Here is a 21,800-nt window from a genome sequence, read left to right on the forward strand (position 1 = left end):
TTCCTCCTGCGCTACGAGTCGGGCTTCACCGAGGGCAGCATCGGCGTCGGCCTGGACGCCATCGGCCTACTGGGCGTGAAGCTGGACTCCAGCCCCGACCGTGCCGGCTCCGGTCTGCTCAAGCGAGATCGCGAAGCCCCCAAGAGCGCCCAGGACGAATACGGCGAACTGGGCCTGACCGCCAAACTGCGCGCCTCGAAGAGCACCCTCAAGCTCGGCACCCTGATGCCCAAGCTGCCGGTGCTGCTGGCCAACGACTCGCGCCTGCTGCCGCAGACCTTCGAGGGCGGCCAGCTCAATTCCCTGGAGATCGACGGCCTGACGTTCGACGCCGGCCGCCTGCGCCAGGTAAACCAGCGCGACTCCTCCGATTACGAGGACATGAGCATCACCACGGTGGGGGTGAAGAACATCCGCGCTCGCCAGACCACCAGCGATGCCTTCGACTTCGCCAACCTCAGCTACAAGTGGAACGACGCTCTCACCACCGGCTACGGCTTCGGCCGCCTGGACGACTTCTACCGCCAGCACTACGTGACCCTGAATCACCTGTTGTCGCTGGGTAATGGCCAGAGCCTGAAGAGCGACCTGCGCTTCGCCCGCTCCACCGACGAAGGCGGTAGCAATATCGACAACAAGGCCTTTGGCGCGATGTTCACCTATGGCTTCGGCGGCCACGCCCTGGGCTTGGGTTACCAGCATATGAGCGGCGACACCGGCTTCGCCTACGTCAACGGCAGCGATGCCTACCTGGTGAACTTCGTGCAGATCAGCGATTTCGCCAACCGTGAGGAGCGCTCCTGGCAGGCGCGCTATGACTACAACTTCGCGGCCGTGGGAATTCCGGGGTTGACCTTCATGACCCGCTACCTCTCCGGTGATGGCGTGGAATTGGGCGCCGGCCGCGAGGACGGCAAGGAATGGGAACGCGACACCGACATCGCTTACGTGGTGCAGAGCGGACCGCTGAAAAACTTCGGCGTGAAGTGGCGCAACGCCACGGTGCGCTCCACCAATTTCGGCAACGACCTCGACGAGAACCGCCTGATCCTCAGCTACACCCTGCCGCTCTGGTAACGCCGAGGATCTGTGGGAGCGAATTCATTCGCGAAAGCGGACCGCAGGTTCGCCCTGGGTGTCCCAAGGGGCCGCTACGCGGCCATCGCGAATGAATTCGCTCCCACAAGCAAGGCCTCAGCTCTTGTAGGTTGGCGCTGAGCGCAGCGAAGCCCAACGCGACGAATCCCTACCCCGCCCCCATTTGTAGGAGCGAGCTTGCTCGCGAACCTTCCGGGCGGCCCCTTTCGCGAGCAAGCTCGCTCCTACACAAAAGCTGTGCTGCGTATATCGATCGACCTACGACAGCGAGCCAAGCACCATCACTGCTTGTAAGGATCCAGAACCGCTTCCTTCGGGTCCTTCAGAAGCCACACGACCAGCTTCGCCGGCTTGGATTCGCTGGCGTTGCGCGATTGCAGGTGGACGCTCCCAGCGGGTTCGTACCAACTTTCGCCCGCCTTATAGTGCTTGGCTTCCTCGCCCTTGAGCTGGGAGATCACCTCCCCTTCCTCCACGTAGGCGAACACCGAGCCCGCATGACTGTGAGCCACGGAGCGCTGCCCCGGCGCATAGTCCACGGTCAGCAGGATCGCCTGCTTGCCAGGTGCATTGAGCAACTCGTGATCCTGCAGGATGCTGACTTGCTCCTGGCCCTCGCCCGCTTCGTGCGCATAGGCCAGCGGAAGGTTCAACAGCACCAGGCCGGCGGCCAGGGCACTCAAAGTCTTCAGATTGCGCATGGTTGGCCTCACTCGCTCGGGATTTTGCGGAAGCCGACTGCCAGCCGATTCCAGGAATTGATGGTGCTGATGGCCAGCGTCAGGTCCACGCGCTCGCGCTCGCTGAATTCTTCCGCGAGTTGGGCGTAGTCCTCGTCTGGTGCGTGGGTTTCAGAAAGGCGCGTCAGGGCTTCGGTCCAGGCCAGCGCGGCACGCTCGCGCGGGGTGAAGAAGGGGCTCTCGCGCCAGACGGCTACCGCATAGAGACGTCGCTCGGTTTCCCCGCGCTTGCGGGCGTCCGAGCTGTGCAGGTCGACGCAGAAGGCGCAGCCGTTGAGCTGCGATGCGCGAAGCTTCACCAGCTCCAGCAGCGGCTTCTCCAGCGGCAATTTGCTCACCGCAGCATCCAGGGCAAGCATCGCCTTGAGGGCATCGGGAGAGGCGGCGTAGAAATCCAGGCGTGGGGTCATCGGGGCATCCTCAGGGTGGGAAGGGATGCCTCCAAACTACTGCTGGCGGGGTCTGTGACCTACGTCCAATTGGCCTGAATACGGGGAGGCCAATCCTGAGCCAGAAGCGACTGTGGGAGCGAATTCATTCGCGAATGAATTCGCTCCCACAGAAAGATAAAGCGGATCTCAGGCCTTCAGCTTGTGGGTCCAGTCCAGCAGGCTGCGCCACAGGCAGATGCCGACGAAGTAGGCCGAGGCCAGCCACCAGATGCCCAGCACCAGGGATTTGTAGAACGGGTGCTGGAGGATGAGCAGCATGCTGCTGATCATCCACACGAAGGTGACCACGATGTTCAGCGGCATCAGCTTGCGTACGCGGAACGGGTGGAGGAACTTCAGTTTGGTCAGTGTCAGCGCCGCGAGGACGCAGATCAGCAGCAGGCTCACCACCGGCGGCGGATCGATGATCCAGATGTACAGCGCCACCACGTTCCACGCAGCGGGGAATCCCACGAAGTAGTTGTCGCTGCTCTTCATGTTCAGGTTGCAGAAACAGAACAGCGACGACACCAGGATCAGGCTCACTGCCACCAGTGCCGTGTGCTCCGGCAGGTCGATGTAGCGGTAGATGAAGATGGCCGGAATGAACACGTAGGTGAGGTAGTCGATCACCAGGTCCAGGGTCGAGCCGTCGAAATTGGGCAGCATGGTGCTGGTCTGTACACGCCTGGCGAGGGTGCCATCCAGACCGTCTACCAGCAGGGCGGCGCCGAGCCAGAGGAGGCAATCGCGGGGCTGGTTGTCGAACAGGGCGAGAATGGCCATCAGGGCCAGCACAACGCCGGTGGCAGTGACACCGTGAGCGGACCAGGCCTTGGCTTTATTGACGACACTTATGTTGGTGGACACGAGGCAGCTCTGCTCTAAATGGTGGGCGACAGAATCGATAGACCGCGATTATGCGTTAGCTTCTCAAATGCCTTCAGCGTTTTGTGAATCCGGCCATGTCGTTTTCAGACATCTTCACCTTGCATATTCGAGCCTAGGTCATCCGCGCCAGACAGCAATACCGGTCGGCGGCGCGATCATCCGAAAAACGGCCCCCATCGGCGCGGACTTGCAGCCCGAATCCCAAGGCGGCACCCTTGCGCCCTTTCCACCCTGATCGACTGCCATGAGCGCCCCATCCGATCCCACCCGCTGCCCACTTTGCGGCCAGAGTAACCAGTGCACCCAGGCTGACCCGGCCAGGAGTGGCGAGGCGTGCTGGTGTTTCGAGGCGAAGATCGACCCGACGGTGCTCGAAAAAATTCCCCCGCAGGACATCGACCGCACCTGCCTCTGCCCCCGCTGCGCACGCGCGTTGCCACCCGATGCACCAAGCTGATGCGCCTTGATCGATTTTTGAGCAATTTCCCGGAGTTCAGCCGTCTCGATGCGCGCCTGCTGCTGGCCGCCGGTCGGATTCGGGTGGATGGTCAAACGGTTACCGACAGCCGCTTCGAGGTCCGGGAGTTCAGCTGCGTCGAGCTGGACGATCGCCTGCTCCAGGCCGGCAAGCCGGCCCGCTACTTCATGCTCTACAAGCCTTCCGGCCATGTCAGCGCCACCGAGCACCCGGAGCATCCGACGGTGCTCGACCTGCTGGACGAGCCCGACAAACACGAGCTGCACCTGGGCGGGCGCCTGGACCTCACCACCACCGGCCTGGTGCTGCTCACCAACGACGGACTCTGGTCGCGCCGGCTCACCCTGCCCGGCAGCAAGCAGCCCAAGGTCTACTACGTGGAAACCGAGCAGCCCATCGGTTCCGAGTACATCGACACCTTCGCCCAGGGGCTCTATTTCGCCTATGAAGGCCTGACCACCCTCCCCGCCCAGCTGGAAATCCTCGGCACCCGTGCAGCCCGGTTGACCCTCCATGAAGGCCGCTACCACCAGGTCAAGCGCATGTTCGGTCACTTCCAGAACAAGGTCATACGCCTGCACCGCGAGAGCGTCGGCCCGCTGAAGCTTGACCCCCACATGCAGCCAGGCGACTACCGGTCGCTCACCGCCGAGGAAGTGGCCTGCTTTTAGCTAGATCACTCGTGAGTCACATCGGGATCGAATAACCCGACGAACTGCAAGAATTTTTCCTTTCAATACGCTTGCGAGTGAAATCATGGCCTGCTTAAATCGGACACAAGGTCAGAGCGTGACCAAAGAGTCACGCCGACCATCTAAGCGTTCCCTGCGGTATCTTGTGCGTTGCACTCGTAGGTTCCCTGCCTGGTTAGAAGACTCGTTCGGTGCCCTGAAAGCGCCGGACTCCCTCGTCTTTTCTCGACCTATCCGCTTGATAAATAAAGAATTCTAAAAATTCCCGCCTGACATTCGATTGTCATCGAAAGGCGTTTTCCTACTGCCAAGACTTAGAGCGGACCAAGCCGTTGAGAGGGCCCGCATGACCCATCTGCGCCAGGAGGAAACGACATGAGGCCGGAAACCGCCATCGTCGAGATTCACAGCCAGTACAAGGTTTACACGGAGTTCTACGGCAACCCGGAAGCCAGGGAGACCATCATTCTGGTCAACGGCTCCTTGTCGACGACCGCCTCGTTCGCGCAGACAGTGAAATACCTGCAACCGCATTTCAACGTGGTGCTCTTCGACGAGCCCTATGCTGGCCAATCCAAGCCGCATAACGACAACTCGCGCTTCATCGGCAAGGAGACCGAGGCCGACATCCTCCTTCACCTGATCGAGCACTTCCGGGTGGACTACCTGATGTCCTTCTCGTGGGGCAGCGTTTCCGCCCTGCTCGCCCTGGCCCAGTGCCCGGCACGCATCAAGAAGGCCATCGTCACGTCCTTCTCGCCTATCCTTAATGCGCCGATGATGGACTACCTCAACCGTGGCCTGGATTGCCTGTCGGCCATCGATCGCGACGCCGTGGGCCACCTGGTCAACAACACCATCGGCAAATACCTGCCGAGCCTGTACCAGCGCTTCAACCACAAGCACTGCAGCAGCCTCGACGACCACGAATACCTGCAAATGCACCACCACGTTTGCCAGGTCCTGAACATGGATTCGCGCTGCTACGTGGATTGCCTGGCCAATGTCGACATTCCGTTGCTGTTCATCAATGGCGACCGGGATGAGTACACCTCCGCCGAGGATGCCCGCCACTTCGCCAAGCACGTGCGTGATTGCCAGTTCGCCACCATCGACAACGCCGGCCACTTCGTCGACGTCGAAACCAAGGCCGCCTGGCTGCAGACCCAGCAAGCCATGCTGGGCTTCCTCAAGACTCCGGCCACCAAGGGCATGGCTCGCCCGCAGGTTGCCGACTACCAGGCAGTAGCCGTTTGAGCGCGTGGCCGCCCGGACAGGCGCAAGTATTTTCAGTAACTTGTGGCTGTCCCGGGCTTCACCTCGCCCGCGCCTTCTGGTAAAAAGGGCACCCTTCGCGGGCGTCGTATAATGGCATTACCTGAGCTTCCCAAGCTCATGACGAGGGTTCGATTCCCTTCGCCCGCTCCAAAATCCCCTGACTAAGCCCCTGATTTGTGGGGTTTTTTCGTTTCTGGGGTTTGGTGGTGTCGAAGAAGTGTCGAAATCGACCCGCCCACAGGCTCATTGAGACAGTGCCTGGATGACGTGCTTGGGGTCGTTGTGAATGGCCCGCAGCAACGCCTTGGCCGGGCCAGTGGGTTCACGCCGACCTTGTTCCCAGTTGCGCAACGTGCCGAGCTGCACATCGATCATGGCCGCAAACTTGGCCTGGGTCAGACCGGTGGCCTTGCGAATCTCCTTCACCTGCAGAGCGTCCACGGTGAACTCCCGTGAAGGCCTACGCTCGCCACGGTGGATCTCGTCCATCTGCTGGACGCTTTCCAGTAGGTCTTCAAAGAACTTGCTCATGGCGATTACCTCCACCGCTCAATGATTTGCTTGAGCACCTTTCGCTCATCGGCCACTTCAGATCATCCTTCTCGTTCTTCGGATAGATCAGCAGCAGTGCAATCTGTGAAGCGGACGTGAAGTGGTAGTAGATGACCCTGGACCCACCCCGCTTGCCGTGCCCACTGGAAGCAACACGCACTTTGCGAATGCCGCCCGTTCCTTCGATCACATCGCCCATTTCCGGCCGCTCGGCGGCGCTGAAACGCCGCATAGCTGTCGTCACTGAGCAACTCACGCAGACGCTTGGTGAAGATCGGAGTCTCGATAAAGATCATGGCCGACAGTACGCCAGTGGCGTAACTCCTTCAATTGGCTCGGTTATGGGTTAGCAGGCGATAGCCAGACACCGGCCAGCGGCCCCAGCCTGATCGCATCATGCAAATGCGCCGGAGCCAGGTGCAAATAGCGCATCGTCATGCTCAAGGCCCCGAAAACACCAAGGGCGCTGCCCTTGTCATCCCTGGCCGCCGAGGGCTCGGGAGCGCGGGGCGGTGAGAGCAGAACAGAGCAACGGGGTAGGTGCAGCGCAGTGACGAAGCGTTCGGAATTTTCCGAAGGACAAAGCGGCAGGGTGAACCTCGCTCAGCCAACGACGGGAGTCAGTTGATAGCACCAGCACAGTGCCACTACGATGGCGGGGCCACGACTATGGACAATGGCTGACAAGCAGGGTTGGCAAGGAGCACTAATGAAATCGGACTGGGATGACGCCCCGCCTCGGCTGAAGGCATCCAAGGGAAACAGCGAAGTCGGCAGTTGGTTGTTGGCAGTCCTAATCGGAACCGGCGTTGGGGTTGGCCTGCTCTACCTGGCAGGCATCCCAATCCCCTTCTTACAAAACTCCCAGCAAGTCGCTCAGATTGAGCAACCACAGGAAGAGCCTTCTTCCTTCCCCGCATTCGAAGAACCTGACCCGAATCAGCCGACCGCTGAAGAAATGTTCTGGTCCAGCGTCAAGCAGCAAGAAACCGAGCGCAAAGCTCGGATCAAACAAACTGACTACAACGACCAGAACTACACACCGCGGCAGCCTGACAACGTGGTGAGCATGGAAGGCGTCAGGCAATCATCCGCCTATCAACAGCCCATCCAGCAGACGACCACACGTAGCAGATCCGTCGAGAAGCACGGCGAGTGGATCGACAAATGGAGCGGCGGCGCCCGCTACTACGCCACCTGGACCATCGTGAATAACTCCATCGACGGCGGCAGCGTGTGTGGCAACCACAAGCGTGGTTCGATTGATTATCGAGAATGCCGCAAAGGTGCGAAGCAGTTCTTCAAAGATAAATGCCGCGCTTGGGGTGAACGGTGGCAAAGCGACCGAGAACCGCGAATCGATTATATGAAACAGAGATATTGCTCAGCTGCAAACAGCTTCAGCCCAATGGGATAACGTCTGCCGAATAGGATCTCAAGTAGTCCCTCGCAAACACCTCTGGAGTCTTCATGGCATTTACGTGGCCGCGCAAACCAAAAACAGAAGCAGAGTTTGAAGCGCTCATGCAAGCAATTGATGGTGCATTAGCAGAAAAAAAACTCGAGCCATGGAAAAGGCCAGTACACATTGGCCGATTACTATGGGAGGCGTTTTCTTGGGGAGGTAAAGTATTCCCTCCAAGGGAACTCGCCGATCAAAAGGGATTTGATGGCGACATTTTAATGGCTAAAGCACAGAAGTGGTATGAAGAAATATATGGCGACAACCTAAAAACAAGCTGGGCACTCGGATTTGCCCCAATTAAAATTGGAAGATCGGTTTGGCGAGTACGCATGGGCGAATTCGCCGGGAAAGTTTTATTCTTTATAGACAGAAACTTAAACAACAGAGGAAGAAAGCTCTCCACAAAACATGATACAGAGGATGCGAGTTGCAACATACTTTGTGAGATTGAGGGATTCACACAAGGACTAGCCGATCGACTCAACGAAGCAGAAATAAGCACCATATTAAGTTTCTACTCACTGCTAATCGACTGCATGACATGGAGAAAAACACTTCCAAGAACAGAACTATTCAAAATCTCCTGTGCAGACTACGACGAATCCACATCAAGTCTACTAGCAGGAAATTACGAGCAGTCTATGTGGGCTTCCCAGCAGTCAGTAGAAAAACTTATAAAAGGAATTCTTGAGTCGGCTGACAAAAAATATGAAAAAGGCCGAAAAGGCCACGACCTAAGAGAATTAGGAAAAACTCTCGAAGCAGAGCTCAACATAAAAACAAACCAAACATTACTAGACCTCGCAAACTGCTCACCCAACATACGTTACGGAACAGAAGACTGGACAGAATCAAAGGCTCTGCAAGCAAATCATGCCGCACTTGGAATAATCAAGAACATCATTGACAGCAAAATAAAAATACAACAAAAGAAAAACTGAAAGCATAAAAACACTTTAACATCGCTAATATTGCACAGTAAAAGGGGACAGATTTTTCCGTTACTCCAATTTCGTCCCACGAGCCACAACACACTGTGCACGCAGCCAAACCTGGAGTAGATCTGCCCCCATTTCTGGCCCCCTATGCCTTGAGTCCTAATCCGGCTCAATAACTCCCCGTTTGATAGCCTCATATTTTGACAACATCCGGTCATGTAGCGCAGTCGGCACTGGCATGAATAGTTCCGAGTACTTCCCGGCAAGAGTCCTCATACGTTCATCAGTTCTCGGCAGTGTTGGTCCAATGGGCACAATTGAAACCCATCCCTTATCACCGTCGACACGCACCCTACTCTTACTCTTGACCTTAGCCCCAGACGCAGCAACCTCGAACGCACGAGAAAAATTATTGTAGTCCAGCTTCGCGGCTATAAATGCTTGCGTGCAAAGAGCTTGAACCTCAACATCATCTGCATAAAGACCGACATAGAGATAATCCTCTTTTAACAGGTCTACATATTCCACCGTCACATCAATCCATTCATCGTTTTCTATAAAATACTTCTGCAAATGCAATGGAAGCAGCTTAGAAGATGGCATCGGCAGCTCCTTCCCAAGCCCTGACATAATTTTTCCAACAAGTTCAGAGCAGTATGAAGAATCCGGCTTTTTGCTGAAAAAATTTTGAAACCTATAGGCGTCCCCCAGGAAATTATTCACAACAACAGACAGTCGCCCGAAAGCCCCCTGATCCGAAACCAATTCATTATTTAAATGAGTATTCCTCCAAACACTCCAGCGCTTTTTAGGATTAAGAATCTCGTGCACAAGCGTCACTTCAATATGCGCAGGACGCGGCATTGCGTGATGAACAGAATACTTACCGGAAACAAATGCAACGTGTGTTGGCGGAGATGACAAAAAATCAAGGGTAAGTAATTTCTGCCCAAAGCTATTAAATTTGGTGCTTGAATCCAGCAATATTACGTCGCCCTCCATTTTCTTGCTCCTCACAAGCCCTTGGAAAAAGCATCGAAGTCACTGCATCTCAAAGTCCAGCATGTCTTCGACTCCCGCAGATCGAGCGTTAGACAAAAGAGCCAATAGGGCGACAGATGGCGAAGCACGCTGATGGCCATGGGCTACTCTCCATTAGGTATAGGGAGGGGGAAGTCGGTCGGTAATTCACTTGCATTGTTCCTCAAAAGCCGGAAACCGTTTGGTTAACCGGCTTTTTTACGCACTCAACAAAAGAGACCGGCACGGGTCCAGGCGCAATCCAAGGACACAACATCCGTGCCAGCCAACGCTCGTCGGATTGAGCTTTTTCAGCTTGAACGAGAACTAGCCGCGACAACCTACCATTTATCAACCTATCTAGACCGCCCAGTAACTATGCCGCCAAAGCGGTACGCTAGTACTTCGTTAGTTGTAACGCTAATGAGCCAAACGGCCGCCAAAAGCCGTAATAGCGACACTACGACGGCGTCGAAAAAGTGTCGATATTAAAGACTACCAATGGTTAGCGCTGTACAGGTTGGCTAACTCGAAAGGACCTTATTGACCGGCGTTACTTAATACAGACCAGAATTAGCAAAAATTGAAAATGGTTCGAGTCCTTTTGCCAAGGCCCACTCAGTGGGCTTTTTTCGTTTCTGGGCTGCTGAAGCTGAACAGAAACCACACCGCTACCTCTTATGCCTCTCTGGCACTGCCGATTTCGGTACGGTCCCCAGACGAGGAATAGAGGACAGAAAAAATCTGTCCCCCTCCTCCTTTCGCTACACGACTCACTCCCCCACAGAAAGTTGAACGCCTTGTGCGAGCTCCGCCACGGGGATATGGCAGCGAATGAAGCCAGCCTGCGTCATCTGGGGGATTGGGCGGCGCTCCGCGCAGATCGTGCCTACTTGTCGAGGACAGCGGCCCGCCAGCGGACAACCTTTGCCCGGAATGGGCTGTGAGTTGGGCATCGCCGCGGGTCGTGGGACGTAGTGATCCTTGCGCAGCCCCGGGGTCGCGCGCAGGAGCATTTCCGTATACGGGTGCAATGGCGAGGAGTCGAGCGCATCGGTGTCCACCATCTGCATCAGCTCGCCGCGATAGAGCACCGCGACTCTGTCGGCCAGCTGCCGCACGACCGCGAGGTCATGGGAGATGAACAGCATGGCGACGGAATGCTGTTCCTTCAGCGACAGGAGCAACTCGACGATCTTCGCTTGCACGGACACATCGAGCGCCGAGAGGATTTCGTCGCAGATCAGCAGCTTGGGATTCACCAGCAAGGCACGCGCAATGGCGATCCGCTGGCGCTGCCCGCCGGACAGCTGCTCAGGGAATCGATCCAGATAGTCGGCGTGCATACCCACGTTTTCCAACGCGGCCACCAGCGTCTCAGGCGTGAACTCGATCCCGAAATGCTTCAGCGGCCGCTCAAGGATGGCGCGAACGCTTCGGCGCGGATTCAGCGAGGCATCCGGGTTCTGGAAGATGTACTGCATCTCGCGCAATTGCTGGACCGTCCGGCCGGCAAGCGTGGGCGACAACGGACGGCCATCCAGATTGATGGTGCCCGACGCGGGTGCGAGCCGACCGCTGATGGCGCGGGCAATCGTTGATTTTCCGCTTCCCGATTCCCCAACCAGCGCCACGACCTCACCGGCTCGCAGTTCAAGGTCGATATCGCGCACGATTGGAACTGGCGCGTTGCCAAACATGCCGGCGAGCCAGCCCGTTCGAGAGTATGAAAGCGAGAGTTTGTCCAACGACAACAAGGCTTCCGATTCCTGTTTCGAGCGGATGGCCACTACATTCGACGAGATCGGAAGCTGTTTGACCGCAACGTCGGACCAGTGCATGCAGGCCACGGATTGCGCATCACCCACAGCCACCAGGGCCTGCGGAATTGAGCGACAGGTCGCCGTTGCGTGATCGCAGCGCGGTTCGAACTTGCAACCCGATGAAATCTGATCGCGCCGCAGGACCCCGCGTAGACCACGAGCACCGTTATGGCCGGGCAACGTCGACGGGATCGAGGCGATCAGTCCGCTGGAGTAGGGGTGAGCGGGATGCGACAACAAGGTGCCGCAACGCGCGACCTCGACAAGCTTGCCGGCATACATGACGCCTACGCGGTCCGCGATCTGTGCAAGCAAGGCAAGGTCGTGAGTGACATACAGCATCGCCATGCCAATGCGGCTTCTCAGATCCGACAGCAGCTGGATGATCTGACGCTGGGTGGTGACATCGAGGCCCGTGGTCGGTTCGTCGAGCACCAGCAGGTCCGGGTTGCAGGCAACCGCCATGGCAATGGTGACGCGTTGCTGCTGTCCCCCTGACAGTTCATGGGGATAGCGCCGGCTGACATCGGGCAGCCCGACCAGGGCGAACAGCTCCCGGATGCGGTCAACCATCGAAATCCCGTTAGGCAGCGCGCGGTGAGTGAGGATCATCTCGCGAATCTGCTGCCCTACGCGCATGCCGGGGCTCAGGGCCGTGGTCGGATTCTGCGGTATCAGCGCGATGCGGTTGCCGCGCATGTCTGCAAGTGCCTTGGCGTCGAGCGTAAGCAGATCCTGGCCCTCGAATAGAACCTGGCCAGTCTGCACGCGACTGTTCGGGGAACCGTAGCCGAGCAGACGATAGGCAACGGTGGACTTGCCGCAGCCCGACTCTCCGACGAGACCGAAAGTCTCTCCCCGGGCGATCTCGAACGAAACCTCTTCAACCACATCGGTCCATCCGGTTTGCCCGCCATAGGCGATGCCGAGGTTCCGAATCTCGATAAGCGTTGTCATTGTTCTAGTACCTCAATCGTTTTTCACGAACCGACGACGGACCGCTGGCCCAGCATTCTCGATAACCCATCGGTAAAGAGATTGAGTCCAACGACGAGGGAAGCGAAGCCCAGACCAGGCCCGAACACGGTGACCGGCGAGGCGATGAGCAAGCCTCGGTTCTCGCTGATCATCAGGCCCCATTCAGGTGTCGGCGGCCGGATGCCGAAGCCCAGGAAGCCGAGTGCGCCGATAAGGATGGGGGCGTAGCTGACGCGCAGCGAGAACTCCACCAGCAGTACGTTGGCCGTGTTGGGGAGAATTTCGCGGAGGACGATGGACCAGGTACCTTCGCCCCGCAGCTGGGCAACCGCGACGAACTCGCGTGTGGCGACGTCCATGGCCGCCGCCCGGGCGATCCGGGCGATTCGCGGCGTGTAGACCAGCCCGACCACCAGCACGATCAGGACAGGTTCACCGGCCAGGGCAGGACCCGCCGCGATGATCGTCACCAGCGCCAATGCCAGGAACGGAATGCTAATGGTGGCTTCCACCAGGCGCTGCACGATCTCGTCGAACCAGCCGCCCACATAACCGGACACGAGCCCGAGCGCCGCGCCGGCGACCATGCCCAGGAGGGTGCCCGCCAACGACAGCGTCAGCACAATGTGCGCGCCATACATGAAGCGGCTGAGGACGTCGCGGCCGATCTGGTCGACGCCCATGGGGTGCAGCCACGACATGCCGGAAAGCGGGATGCCGGTGGCCATCTGCGCGTAGCCATAGGGTGTCCAGAACATACCGATGAGGGCGAACAGGACATGGGCGGCGAGGATGATCGACCCCACCTTGAACGCGCCCGGCATCGCGCGCCATTTTCCGACGCAGCTGAAAATCGTGCCCATGTGCAGACCGGGCATGGCTTTGGTGAGGTTCATCGATCAGTCCTCAGGCGCGGTTGAAGGAGGATGGCGCAGATGTCGGCCAGGAGATTGGCGGCGATGTACACGGCCGCACTGATCATCACGGTGGCCTTGATCAACGGAAGGTCACGCAGCTGCAGGGCATCGATCAGCAATGTGCCGAATCCGGGGTAGGAAAAGACCCGCTCAACGATCACCACGCCGCCGATCAGAAAACCGAGGTTGAGCGCCGTGACGTTCAGTGCGGGGACGATCGCGTTCGGCATGGCATGCCGCCAGAGCACGGCGAGGGGACGCAGCCCTTTCAGCTCGGCGAGGCGCACGTAGTCCGAGCGAAGCACCTCGATGAGGCTGTCACGCAGGATGCGGATGGCATACACCGCCATGATGATGGCCAGCGTTACCGCCGGCAGGATCATGGCGCGGAGGTTGTCCAGCCAGCTGCCCGCGTCGGAAACCGTCGCGAGCGCTGGCAGCACCGGAATAGCCACCGCGAAGACGAACAGCAGAATCGTCGCCAGCAGAAAGTCCGGCAGCGACAGCAGGAGCAGCGTCACGACCGAAATGGCGTTGTCGAGCAGGCTGCCCCGACGCGTGGCCTGAATGACCGCAGGCACGATTGCCAGGACCAGGTACAGGGCGAATGCCAGCAACGACAGCTGCAACGTGTTGATGATGCGCGGGCCGAGCACGTCCGCAATCGGCCGTCCGGTCGCGAGCGACACCCCGAGATCGCCATGCAGCAGGTCACCGAGCCAGTGCAAATACCGGCTGATGGCGGGTTCGCCCAGGTGCAACTGATCCCGCAGGACTTCCAGCGCCTTTGCCGTGGCGTCACGTCCGAGGATGCGGGTCGCCACGTCGCCGGGCAGGGCTTCGAGAATCAGGAAGATCAGTAGTGAGACGAGCAGCAGCGTGACGGCCGACAACGCGACTCTACTGACGACAAGCCGGAGAATCATCATTTCGAGTTGGGTCCCGAGGTTGCCGAGGAGAGGTCAGACGCCATGGGATCGGGAACGAACGCGGCGTCGGTTTCGAGGTCGCCTTGCCAGACGTACAAGAGCACCAGCGGTCTGTCTCCCGAAAGTGTGGCATGGGGAATCCACGAAGGATGGTGGATGATCTCGCCATCCGTGCGAGGTGACCAAGCGCCCTTCCCTACCCGCCAGGACGACGGCCCGGTGACGGTGTAATAGACCTCGTCAGCCGGATGGCTATGCAGCGGATAGTGCGTGTCGGGGCCGAGCAGCATGAGTCCGAAGGAGATGTCGGAATCCTTCATCAATGCCGGTGGTCCGCTGTCGGGCCCGCAGATGACGCCATAGCCGTAGTTGTTTCCGAAATCTGCGCTAGGCGGATTGGCCAGGTACGACTTGCTGCGGGTGAGGTGGATCGCCGGCATCAGCTCCGAGAGCGACCTGGCCAGAGGGCATTGCGCGCCATAGGCGTGCAACTCGGCTTCGCAGCTCGCCTGCACCGGTACCCGCCCTTCGGGCACCTGCTGGATCGCCGAAAGGTCCTTGCGCAGGGTACGCAGACGTTTCGCATGTGCCTTGGCCACTGGATTCTCATCGCGGTCCAGGACGTCAGCGAAGCATTGGAGAAATCTGGAAAGATGGGTGAGCGTCATTCGCACAGCCTCCTCCCCGGAGCCATGCGGCTCCGCGGATTGGGTTCGATTAGGGAGAGTGGAGCGGGTGATCGACGACTACTGGGCGCAGTCGACTTGCGCGTAGTCGATGCGGTTCACATCGACATTCGGCTGGTAGCCGGTACAGCCCTTGCGCAGCCCGGCCACGACCGAGGTGAAGACCGGCAGGATCATCCCGCCCTCCTGCGCGACGATGCTCTGGGCATCGCGGTAGAGCGCGTTGCGCTCCTGCTCGTCGGCGGTCTGCCCTGCCTTGACGACCAGGGCATCGAAGTCCGGCCGTTTCCAGTGCGTCTCGTTCCACTCCGACGCGCTGTTGAGCGAAAGCGTCAGCGCCTCTGCTGCCGGGCGAGCACTGGTATACGAGATCACAGCCGATTTCTTGAGCCAGATCGTGTCCCAGTAACCTTCCGCCGGCGAGGTGATGACATTCACCTTGATCCCGGCTGGTTCCGCCATCTGCGCGTAGACCTGTGCCAGCAGCAACATGCCCGGATAGGAGTCGGAGGTATAAAGATCGAAGGCAATGCCGTCAGGATGGCCGGCCTCCGCGAGGAGGGCTTTGGCCCGCTCGATGTCGACCGCTTTTGGCGGTGTCGGCACGCTGAGCGGCGAGCTGGGGGGAATCGGCGTATCGCGACCAACCTCGCCATAACCCAGGAGTACGGTATCGAGGATGGCCTGGCGATCCATCACCAGCTTCATCGCCTCGCGTACCCGCACATCATCGAATGGCGGCGTGTCCGTCCAGACCGCGACGTAAAGCGAAGTCGCCCCCGGAGTGGAAACGAGATCGACCGCCGGATTGCCTTTCAAGGTAATCAGGCTGGCCGGGTCGACCACCAGAGAAAGGTCGATGGAGCCGGACAACAGCGCCGAGAGCCGGGAAGTCGCTTCGAGGCTGGTCGTGATCTCGATGCAGTCGGCCTTCGGCAGGCCGCTGCGCCAGTAGTAGGGGTTACGCCGCAAGACGCGCTTCGGACCGTTGATCGCAAAGGTTTCCTGCATGAACGGACCGGTACCCACACCCTTGGTCCGCAGGTCTGCACCCTTCGCGCCCTCGGGAACCATCAGCGCATACTTGGTCGCGATCAACATGGGGAGCTCGACAACCGGCGACTTCACCTTGAAGCGCACCGTGTGGTCGTCGACGGCGGTAATGCCAGCCGAGTCAAGGAAGGAGAGTGTCGAGAATCCGCCGGGAGAAACCGACGGGTCGAGCAGGCGACGGTAGGAGTAGACGACATCCGCGGCATCGAAAGCGGACCCGTCGTGAAACTTCACGCCCTGCCGCAAGTGGAAGGTCCATTCCGTTGCGTCGGCGTTGGACTCCCATGATTCGGCCAGGGCCGGTAGGGGCATCATCGTATTGCTGCGGTCGACCAGAGGTTCATAGACCGCGCGGATGTGATAGACACTGTCGGTGCCGATCAGCGCTGCCGGGTCCATGGTCTGCTTTTCGCCGTCTGACTCGTATCCGAGTACACGTACGCACCTCTCTGCCGCAGAGAGAGAAGGCGCCGACAAAAAACTGGTTCCGAACGCAAGAACAAGAGCTGAGGTTGCAAGTATGCGAGGTTTCATTTTTGACCCCTGGTTTGTTTTTATGGGTCGAGTATGAAAATCCCTTGCACCCGGGGCAAACGAGCAAAATTAACCCGCGTGTGAATTTTTTTAACGTCACGAGCAAGCATGGCCACAAGAAACCTCCCCCCTCTGTCGACGCTCAAAGTCTTCGAATCAGCCGCGCGTTTGCGAAGCTTCAAGGGCGCAGCCGAGGAGCTGAGCCTCACTCAGTCGGCGATCAGTCATCAGATCGCTTCGCTGGAGCGTTACCTCGGCACGCCGCTCTTTCGCCGCCTGCCTGGCCGGGTCGAACTGAGTGAAAAGGGCGAGCTTTACTTTCCGGTCATCCAGGACGCACTGGATCGCGTCGCACTGACGACAGACCTGATACGAGAGCGGGAGACGCTGTCTTCGTTGACCGTGCAGGTCTACGTCACCGTTGCCGTTCGGTGGCTGATTCCCAGGCTCCAGGCGTTCAAGGAAGCTTCGCCCGACATTGCCGTCAGCCTTGATGCCAGCTTGCTGGATTGGGATTTCAACCCGGCGCGAGCCGACGTGGCGATCATCTACACGCGAACGCCGGACCGACCGAATGTGACCTACACGCTCCTGCGTCGGGAACGGCTGGTGGCGGTCTGCTCGAAAGAGATAGCCAAGGCGATTACATCACCCGAGGAACTACGACACTTTCCATTCCTGGCGATAACGGGGTGCGGCGAGGATTCGTCGATCTGGACGGAGAGCATCGGGCTCCCCGGCCTCGTGCAGAAAAGCGCACCTCATTTCGACAGCTACCTGCTGGCAATAGAGGCTGCCATCAACGGACAAGGCGTGGCAGTGGTGCCGGAATTCCTGGTCGAAGCCGACTTGCGCGATGGCAGGCTGGCCATCCCCGTCCATGCGGACGTGATGCAACCCGGCGCCTGGTATCTCGCGCATCAGCAAAGTCGCGGTCATGAACGACCGATAAGCAAATTCCGCAGTTGGGTGCTTTCGCAGTAGGTAACGATTCACATCTGGAACGTGCTGACTCACGGCCGAAACGGTAGGAGCGAGCTTGCTCGCGAATAGCCTGGCCGAAATGCTTCGCGAGCAAGCTCGCTCCTACAAACACGCTGGTAGCGACTGGGACGGGAGTTGGAGATGCTGAACAAGCAGGGAAAGGCCGCTTGCCGGAGAGAATGCCAGTGTTAATCGATTAGCCGGGAAAGGGAGGCAGAACTGGACGATCTGTCTCCGCTTTTCTATTCCGCTTTCCGCTGGGTGATCAGGAGGGGGAACTCCCCACGGGCGGCACTGATCTCGATCAGGATCTGATCGACCGTATTCTCCAGGACGTCCCGCCCCAGCAAGGACTGCATCGTGATCCCAGTAATGGCCATACTTTCGCCGGAGGCAGGCCAATGCACTGTCAGCGCCACGATGCCATCGGCGCCAATCTCGCAATTGATGACATGGCCGGGCAGCGATGCCTCCAGCCGCTTTTGCAATCGTTGTTCAAGCTTGGCTCTCATTACTCTCCCCACGTCATACGCCCCCTGAAAACAGAAGGCGTGGATGGGGTATAGCTCATGGAAGGCCAGCGAAGGGAGCTTGTGGTCGACCGTTCGGCGGGAAGCTTGACGGCCCTTGCCAGACGGGCTTCCGGGCGTTCTGTGTCCCAGAAAATTGGCGCCAAGGGAGCGATTCAGCGTGAAACGAAATGAGGCAGGACGTCCCTGTTCCGCCGCTCATGTTGGATCGCGCTGTGCACTCGACTACCGCGATTCACCTGCCAGGATGGCACTCGCCAGTTCCAGGTCACTGCGTGCGCTCAGGCTCGGGTTGGCACTGCGAATGCGTTGCAGCTCCGCCTCCAGATAGGGGCCGCGAATTGCGCCATCGCTGGCGATGAAGCTGCTGGCATCGTCCTGCACCGGGCCTACGAGCTTATCGTCGCCGCCACTGGTGATGTAGCTGGAGGCGGTGGTAGCGCCGGTGGAGATCAGATTACGCAGCAGGTCGTCGTGATCGTCGTGGTCGTGTTTGGCCACGGCGGACGCAAATGGAACAGCGATCAGTGCGAGGGTCGCAGCGGTGTTGCGGAAACGCATGGTGACTCCTTGGGTGTGTGCGTTCCCCTCAGATTGCGGTGGATGAAACGAGTTCCTGACTGCGCTGCAGAAGTCGCCACTTTAAAGCGTGTTGCCGTCTATCCGGTCGCGCCTCCCCCATGAAAAACCATTGATCCAGGTTAAGGGGAGTTGAAGTCTTCGCATGGAAATATGTGCGCATCCCCGCCGCTACCCTGTACCGGACGTCGGGCCACTACGAGGTGATCTGGGAAGAAAGCGGAGCTGTACTAGACTGCACCACCACTGTGCACACGAGGAGTTGCAGTCAGGGCTCTCCGGTCGTCCACAACCACGGATTTCATTTCACTGCATCACGCAATTCGCAGGCCACGGAGGGCCGACATTTCGAAGGAAGAGAGCGTACCTATGTCGCACAGAAAATGTCTGATCGCCGCCGCACTGATCGCAACCGGCGTCGTGACTGGCGTCCAGGCCGATGAATCGGCCATCCAGGCACATTGCCTGGAGAAGTGGAGCGGTGATGCCATGCGCAGTTATTGCGTAGAAGAGCAACGCCTCTCAGCCGCGGCCGTCGCGGGTTACAGCGGCTCGGTTCGTAGCCAATGCGAATCGGAATGGGGCAGCGATTTCCATATGGTCCTCTTCTGCATCAGGGAAGCGCAGCCGCTGCGACAGGCCGCCTCCCTGGAGCAATCCACGAACAACGCAGCGAACTGACATTCCAATAAAAAAGCCCCGCACGTGGGGCTTTTTTATTGGACATGACCTGTGTCAGTTAGCTACCGCCACTTCACTCCAGCAACCCGCCCGCGCCGTACAATTCAGGCCGACGATCCTCATGCAGGTGATTGTGCTGGCTGATGCGCTTGTTGCGAGCTTCATCCAGATTCAGGGTCGCGATGAGGATCTGCTCCCCGCCCTCCTCCGCCGGTCCCGCCAATGGGTAGCCGTCCGGATCGACGATCACCGAGCCCTGCACCCAGTTCACCCCACGCTCGCTGCCATGGCGATCACAGGCGGCGATGAACAGGCGATTGACCGCCGCGTTCGCTTGCACACGCACCACCTCGGCGGGGCGCTCGATGGGTGGGCGCGGACCGTCCGGCCAGTTGACCGGCGCGCACAGCAGGTCCGCGCCGGCCAATGCCGGCAGGCGCACCCACTCGGGGAACTCCAGGTCGTAGCAGATCATCACGCCGATCCGCCCGAAGGCGGTCTCCACCACCGGCGGTGGTTCGTTGCCGGGGGTGAAGATGGCGTTCTCGGCATCCCATAGGTGCGCCTTGCGGTACAGGGCGCGCAGCCCCGTAGCGTCGACCAGCGCGGCACTGTTGGCAACGCGCTGGTCATCCAGCCGCTCGCAGAAGCCGCCGACGATGACGATTTCCAGCTCCCGAGCCAGCGCTTGCCAAAGCTGCAACGTCGGGCCATCCACGGCTTCAGCCGAAGCCTGCGCCTCGGCCAGGTCGTGGAAGACGTAACCGCTCTGCACCAGCTCCGGCAGCACCACGACCCGTGCGCCCTGCAGCGCGGCTGCGCGGATGGCCCGCTCGGCAATGCGACGGTTGTGGGCGAGGTCACCGATCATCGGCGCCAGCTGGCAACAGGCGACCTTGAGGTTTCGGGATGCGTTCACTGGGCAGTACTCCCTGTTGTCAGGTTCGCGGTTCCTGGCTTGCGCCGGCCCGGGTCATTTCGAGGATGTCGCGTTCGCTGATGGCGTCGATGATGCGGCGTTCACTTTCCAGGTCGAGCGAGCGACTGAGGATGAAGTAGGTCAGGCCGGATACCACCAGGCCCACCAGCCAGGCGATATCGACGCCGTCCAGCAGACGCGCCATGGGTCCGACGAAGACCTCCTGGCCAGCCGCGGCATCGAAGATGAAGAAGAACGGGATCATGCAGACGAAGCCCACCACATAGGCGACGATGCCGCGCATTTGCCACGCCCCGTAGATGCCCTTCGGCGTGAAGAAATGGGGGATCGCATAGCGGCCTTTGCGAACGCAGAAGTAGTCCACCAGGTTCACCGCGGTCCAGGGCACGAGGAAGTAGAGCATCAGCACCAGGAAGGTGTTGAGGATGGAAATGCCGTTGCCACGGATCGACATCACGCAGGCGAGCAGCACCAGGGTGATGACGAGGATCGACAGCACCCGCGCGCGCGGCGTCGGGTTGATGCGGCGAACCGAATCGATGCCGGTCAGCAGGGTGAGCATGGCGCTGTAGGTATTGAGCGCGATCACCGGCAGGAAGCCGACCACCGAAACCAGCACCAGTACATGACCCAGCCCCGGCAGCACGGCAGTGCCCACGCGATCCAGCGCCACCAGCGCATCGGACACCTGCAGCAACTGCGCCAGCCAGGCGCCGAGGCCGATCATCCAGGCACCGGAAAGCGACGCACCGAGGAAGACCGCCGCAATCAACTTCGTCCGGCTGGTGTTCTTCGGCAGGTAGCGGGAGTAATCGGATACATAGGGCGCGTAGGAGATGTTGTAGCTGGCGGCGATGGCGAACTGGGTCACGAAAGCTACCCAGCTGAAGCCCAGACTGGTCGGCTCGGCGACGTCTGTCTGCCCGGCACCGAACATGAGCGCGACGGTCACCAGCGCGTAGAGCGGCAGGGTCAGCATTAACGCCCATTTGAAGGCCTTGTGCATCAGGTCATGGCCGTAGATCGACAGCAGCGCGCCGGTAGCGATCACCGCGCAGGCCACGGGAAGCGGCTCCAGCCCGAAGACGTTCTTCAGGCCATCGATGATCAGCGAAACGTTCACCACGTTGAAGCCGACGAACACGAACAGGGTCGCCATCAACGCCAGCACCACGCCGCGATAACCGAACTGTGCGCGGGACTGGATCATCTGCGGCAGGCCCATCTCCGGCCCCTGTGAACCATGGAAGGCCATGAACAAGGTGCCGAACATGATGCCCAGCGCACCGGCCAGGGTCGTCCACAGGGCGGACAGCCCAAGGCTCGGCCCAACGAAGCCGATGGAGATGGTGAAGAAATGGAAGTTGCCAAGGAACCAGAATGGCCCCTGGCTGCTGAGTCGGGCGTGGCGCTCGGACTCGGGGATGTAGTCGATCGAGTGGCCTTCGATGGCCAATCCGCCGCTGGCGTCAGCCGCTTGAACGGGCTGGGTGGACCCTGACATGGGATGCTCCTTCGCTCCTGGTCGAGCGAACTGTTGTTCTTGTGATGATGCGGTCGGCGGGCCACGCAAGGCGCCAGCC

Annotated in this window: 22 protein-coding genes, 1 tRNA gene and 1 pseudogene; 9 read left to right on the forward strand and 15 right to left on the reverse strand. The window is 59.5% G+C overall.

Translation table 11 applies throughout. The features are described from left to right. The coding region (locus E8E95_RS19390; RefSeq protein WP_280352899.1) for an OprD family porin at positions 1-1,077 on the forward strand (1,077 nt) is incomplete at its 5' end. A 302-nt stretch (positions 1,078-1,379) separates the two neighbouring features. Here the strand turns inward: E8E95_RS19390 and E8E95_RS19395 are convergent. The 3 genes from E8E95_RS19395 to pcsA form a co-directional block, all read right to left on the reverse strand. Beyond that, positions 1,380-1,799 carry a cupin domain-containing protein gene (locus E8E95_RS19395; protein WP_280352901.1) on the reverse strand — a complete coding sequence of 140 codons (420 nt, stop codon included), beginning with the start codon at positions 1,797-1,799 and terminating at the stop codon, positions 1,380-1,382. 8 nt (positions 1,800-1,807) lie between these two features. After that, on the reverse strand, positions 1,808-2,248 hold the full coding sequence (locus E8E95_RS19400) for a carboxymuconolactone decarboxylase family protein (RefSeq protein WP_280352903.1): 441 nt from the start codon (positions 2,246-2,248) through the stop codon (positions 1,808-1,810). A gap of 168 nt (positions 2,249-2,416) precedes the next feature. Beyond that, positions 2,417-3,139 (reverse strand): phosphatidylcholine synthase, encoded by a 723-nt coding sequence (gene pcsA, locus E8E95_RS19405; protein ID WP_280352905.1) that lies wholly within the window; start codon positions 3,137-3,139, stop codon positions 2,417-2,419. 265 nt (positions 3,140-3,404) lie between these two features. Between pcsA and E8E95_RS19410 the strand changes: the two genes are divergently transcribed. From E8E95_RS19410 to E8E95_RS19425, 4 genes are all read left to right on the forward strand, one after another. Then, on the forward strand, positions 3,405-3,617 hold the full coding sequence (locus E8E95_RS19410) for a cysteine-rich CWC family protein (RefSeq protein ID WP_280352907.1): 213 nt from the start codon (positions 3,405-3,407) through the stop codon (positions 3,615-3,617). Further along, the gene (locus E8E95_RS19415; protein ID WP_280352909.1) at positions 3,617-4,309 is read left to right on the forward strand and encodes a pseudouridine synthase; all 693 of its coding nucleotides are present in this window, start codon (positions 3,617-3,619) and stop codon (positions 4,307-4,309) included. Before E8E95_RS19410 ends, E8E95_RS19415 begins: the two co-directional genes overlap by 1 nt. Before the next feature lie 396 nt (positions 4,310-4,705). Beyond that, a complete protein-coding gene (locus tag E8E95_RS19420) occupies positions 4,706-5,587 on the forward strand; it encodes an alpha/beta hydrolase (protein ID WP_179060946.1) in 882 nt (293 codons plus the stop codon). A 97-nt stretch (positions 5,588-5,684) separates the two neighbouring features. Continuing rightward, a tRNA-Gly gene (locus tag E8E95_RS19425) sits at positions 5,685-5,758 on the forward strand. A 93-nt stretch (positions 5,759-5,851) separates the two neighbouring features. On the opposite strand, the gene E8E95_RS19430 is transcribed toward E8E95_RS19425, so the two are convergent. Beyond that, positions 5,852-6,139, reverse strand: a complete 288-nt coding sequence (locus E8E95_RS19430; RefSeq protein ID WP_280352912.1) for a helix-turn-helix domain-containing protein — start codon at positions 6,137-6,139, stop codon at positions 5,852-5,854. A gap of 5 nt (positions 6,140-6,144) precedes the next feature. Next, a pseudogene (locus E8E95_RS19435) lies at positions 6,145-6,456 on the reverse strand (type II toxin-antitoxin system RelE/ParE family toxin). Between the two features lie 413 nt (positions 6,457-6,869). Between E8E95_RS19435 and E8E95_RS19440 the strand changes: the two are divergent. Both E8E95_RS19440 and E8E95_RS19445 read left to right on the forward strand, forming a co-directional pair. Next, positions 6,870-7,577: a hypothetical protein gene (locus E8E95_RS19440; protein WP_280352914.1), complete on the forward strand. Its 708-nt coding sequence runs from the start codon at positions 6,870-6,872 to the stop codon at positions 7,575-7,577. Positions 7,578-7,630: 53 nt separating this feature from the next. After that, positions 7,631-8,566, forward strand: a complete 936-nt coding sequence (locus tag E8E95_RS19445; protein WP_280352916.1) for a HEPN domain-containing protein — start codon at positions 7,631-7,633, stop codon at positions 8,564-8,566. A 156-nt stretch (positions 8,567-8,722) separates the two neighbouring features. Here the strand turns inward: E8E95_RS19445 and E8E95_RS19450 are convergent, their stop codons facing one another. The 6 genes from E8E95_RS19450 to E8E95_RS19475 all read right to left on the reverse strand — a co-directional run bounded on the left by E8E95_RS19450 (position 8,723) and on the right by E8E95_RS19475 (position 16,368). Beyond that, positions 8,723-9,565 (reverse strand): hypothetical protein, encoded by an 843-nt coding sequence (locus E8E95_RS19450; protein WP_280352920.1) that lies wholly within the window; start codon positions 9,563-9,565, stop codon positions 8,723-8,725. 791 nt (positions 9,566-10,356) lie between these two features. Beyond that, positions 10,357-12,363, reverse strand: a complete 2,007-nt coding sequence (locus tag E8E95_RS19455) for an ABC transporter ATP-binding protein (RefSeq protein WP_280352923.1) — start codon at positions 12,361-12,363, stop codon at positions 10,357-10,359. A gap of 23 nt (positions 12,364-12,386) precedes the next feature. Continuing rightward, a complete protein-coding gene (locus E8E95_RS19460) occupies positions 12,387-13,280 on the reverse strand; it encodes an ABC transporter permease (protein WP_280352925.1) in 894 nt (297 codons plus the stop codon). After that, entirely contained in the window at positions 13,277-14,230 is a 954-nt protein-coding gene (locus E8E95_RS19465; RefSeq protein WP_280352926.1) for an ABC transporter permease, read from the reverse strand. Before E8E95_RS19465 ends, E8E95_RS19460 begins: the two co-directional genes overlap by 4 nt. After that, complete coding sequence (locus tag E8E95_RS19470; RefSeq protein ID WP_280352928.1) at positions 14,227-14,898, reverse strand: dimethylsulfonioproprionate lyase family protein; 672 nt, start codon at positions 14,896-14,898, stop codon at positions 14,227-14,229. The genes E8E95_RS19465 and E8E95_RS19470 overlap by 4 nt, the downstream gene beginning before the upstream one ends. Positions 14,899-14,976: 78 nt before the next feature. Next, positions 14,977-16,368, reverse strand: a complete 1,392-nt coding sequence (locus E8E95_RS19475) for an ABC transporter substrate-binding protein (protein ID WP_280352931.1) — start codon at positions 16,366-16,368, stop codon at positions 14,977-14,979. A gap of 243 nt (positions 16,369-16,611) precedes the next feature. Here E8E95_RS19475 and E8E95_RS19480 point away from each other — a divergent pair, with 243 nt between their 5' ends. Next, positions 16,612-17,487 (forward strand): LysR substrate-binding domain-containing protein, encoded by an 876-nt coding sequence (locus E8E95_RS19480; RefSeq protein ID WP_280352935.1) that lies wholly within the window; start codon positions 16,612-16,614, stop codon positions 17,485-17,487. Between the two features lie 242 nt (positions 17,488-17,729). Here E8E95_RS19480 and E8E95_RS19485 read toward each other — a convergent pair whose 3' ends face one another. After that, positions 17,730-17,999: a hypothetical protein gene (locus E8E95_RS19485; RefSeq protein ID WP_280352938.1), complete on the reverse strand. Its 270-nt coding sequence runs from the start codon at positions 17,997-17,999 to the stop codon at positions 17,730-17,732. A gap of 243 nt (positions 18,000-18,242) precedes the next feature. Next, complete coding sequence (locus E8E95_RS19490; RefSeq protein WP_280352940.1) at positions 18,243-18,578, reverse strand: DUF2388 domain-containing protein; 336 nt, start codon at positions 18,576-18,578, stop codon at positions 18,243-18,245. 387 nt (positions 18,579-18,965) lie between these two features. Here E8E95_RS19490 and E8E95_RS19495 point away from each other — a divergent pair, with 387 nt between their 5' ends. Further along, a complete protein-coding gene (locus E8E95_RS19495) occupies positions 18,966-19,277 on the forward strand; it encodes a hypothetical protein (protein WP_280352943.1) in 312 nt (103 codons plus the stop codon). A 73-nt stretch (positions 19,278-19,350) separates the two neighbouring features. Here E8E95_RS19495 and E8E95_RS19500 read toward each other — a convergent pair whose 3' ends face one another. Further along, positions 19,351-20,196, reverse strand: a complete 846-nt coding sequence (locus E8E95_RS19500) for a nitrilase family protein (RefSeq protein ID WP_280352946.1) — start codon at positions 20,194-20,196, stop codon at positions 19,351-19,353. Between the two features lie 19 nt (positions 20,197-20,215). Then, on the reverse strand, positions 20,216-21,721 hold the full coding sequence (locus E8E95_RS19505; RefSeq protein ID WP_280352949.1) for a cytosine permease: 1,506 nt from the start codon (positions 21,719-21,721) through the stop codon (positions 20,216-20,218). Positions 21,722-21,800 lie beyond the last annotated feature (79 nt).

This window comes from Pseudomonas sp. BN414, from assembly GCF_029871275.1.
Classification (GTDB): Bacteria; Pseudomonadota; Gammaproteobacteria; order Pseudomonadales; family Pseudomonadaceae; genus Metapseudomonas; species Metapseudomonas resinovorans_C.

Bases quoted from the DNA above. Each gene is read 5' to 3' on its own strand.
- E8E95_RS19410 (WP_280352907.1), top strand. From the start codon at position 3,405: ATGAGCGCCCCATCCGATCCCACCCGCTGCCCACTTTGCGGCCAGAGT.
- E8E95_RS19455 (WP_280352923.1), bottom strand. From the start codon at position 12,363: ATGACAACGCTTATCGAGATTCGGAACCTCGGCATCGCCTATGGCGGG.
- E8E95_RS19495 (WP_280352943.1), top strand. From the start codon at position 18,966: ATGTCGCACAGAAAATGTCTGATCGCCGCCGCACTGATCGCAACCGGC.
- E8E95_RS19445 (WP_280352916.1), top strand. From the start codon at position 7,631: ATGGCATTTACGTGGCCGCGCAAACCAAAAACAGAAGCAGAGTTTGAA.
- E8E95_RS19475 (WP_280352931.1), bottom strand. From the start codon at position 16,368: ATGGACCCGGCAGCGCTGATCGGCACCGACAGTGTCTATCACATCCGC.
- E8E95_RS19395 (WP_280352901.1), bottom strand. From the start codon at position 1,799: ATGCGCAATCTGAAGACTTTGAGTGCCCTGGCCGCCGGCCTGGTGCTG.
- E8E95_RS19400 (WP_280352903.1), bottom strand. From the start codon at position 2,248: ATGACCCCACGCCTGGATTTCTACGCCGCCTCTCCCGATGCCCTCAAG.
- E8E95_RS19470 (WP_280352928.1), bottom strand. From the start codon at position 14,898: ATGACGCTCACCCATCTTTCCAGATTTCTCCAATGCTTCGCTGACGTC.
- E8E95_RS19490 (WP_280352940.1), bottom strand. From the start codon at position 18,578: ATGCGTTTCCGCAACACCGCTGCGACCCTCGCACTGATCGCTGTTCCA.
- E8E95_RS19480 (WP_280352935.1), top strand. From the start codon at position 16,612: ATGGCCACAAGAAACCTCCCCCCTCTGTCGACGCTCAAAGTCTTCGAA.
- E8E95_RS19505 (WP_280352949.1), bottom strand. From the start codon at position 21,721: ATGTCAGGGTCCACCCAGCCCGTTCAAGCGGCTGACGCCAGCGGCGGA.
- E8E95_RS19430 (WP_280352912.1), bottom strand. From the start codon at position 6,139: ATGAGCAAGTTCTTTGAAGACCTACTGGAAAGCGTCCAGCAGATGGAC.
- E8E95_RS19420 (WP_179060946.1), top strand. From the start codon at position 4,706: ATGAGGCCGGAAACCGCCATCGTCGAGATTCACAGCCAGTACAAGGTT.
- E8E95_RS19450 (WP_280352920.1), bottom strand. From the start codon at position 9,565: ATGGAGGGCGACGTAATATTGCTGGATTCAAGCACCAAATTTAATAGC.
- E8E95_RS19465 (WP_280352926.1), bottom strand. From the start codon at position 14,230: ATGATGATTCTCCGGCTTGTCGTCAGTAGAGTCGCGTTGTCGGCCGTC.
- E8E95_RS19460 (WP_280352925.1), bottom strand. From the start codon at position 13,280: ATGAACCTCACCAAAGCCATGCCCGGTCTGCACATGGGCACGATTTTC.
- E8E95_RS19415 (WP_280352909.1), top strand. From the start codon at position 3,617: ATGCGCCTTGATCGATTTTTGAGCAATTTCCCGGAGTTCAGCCGTCTC.
- E8E95_RS19440 (WP_280352914.1), top strand. From the start codon at position 6,870: ATGAAATCGGACTGGGATGACGCCCCGCCTCGGCTGAAGGCATCCAAG.
- E8E95_RS19485 (WP_280352938.1), bottom strand. From the start codon at position 17,999: ATGAGAGCCAAGCTTGAACAACGATTGCAAAAGCGGCTGGAGGCATCG.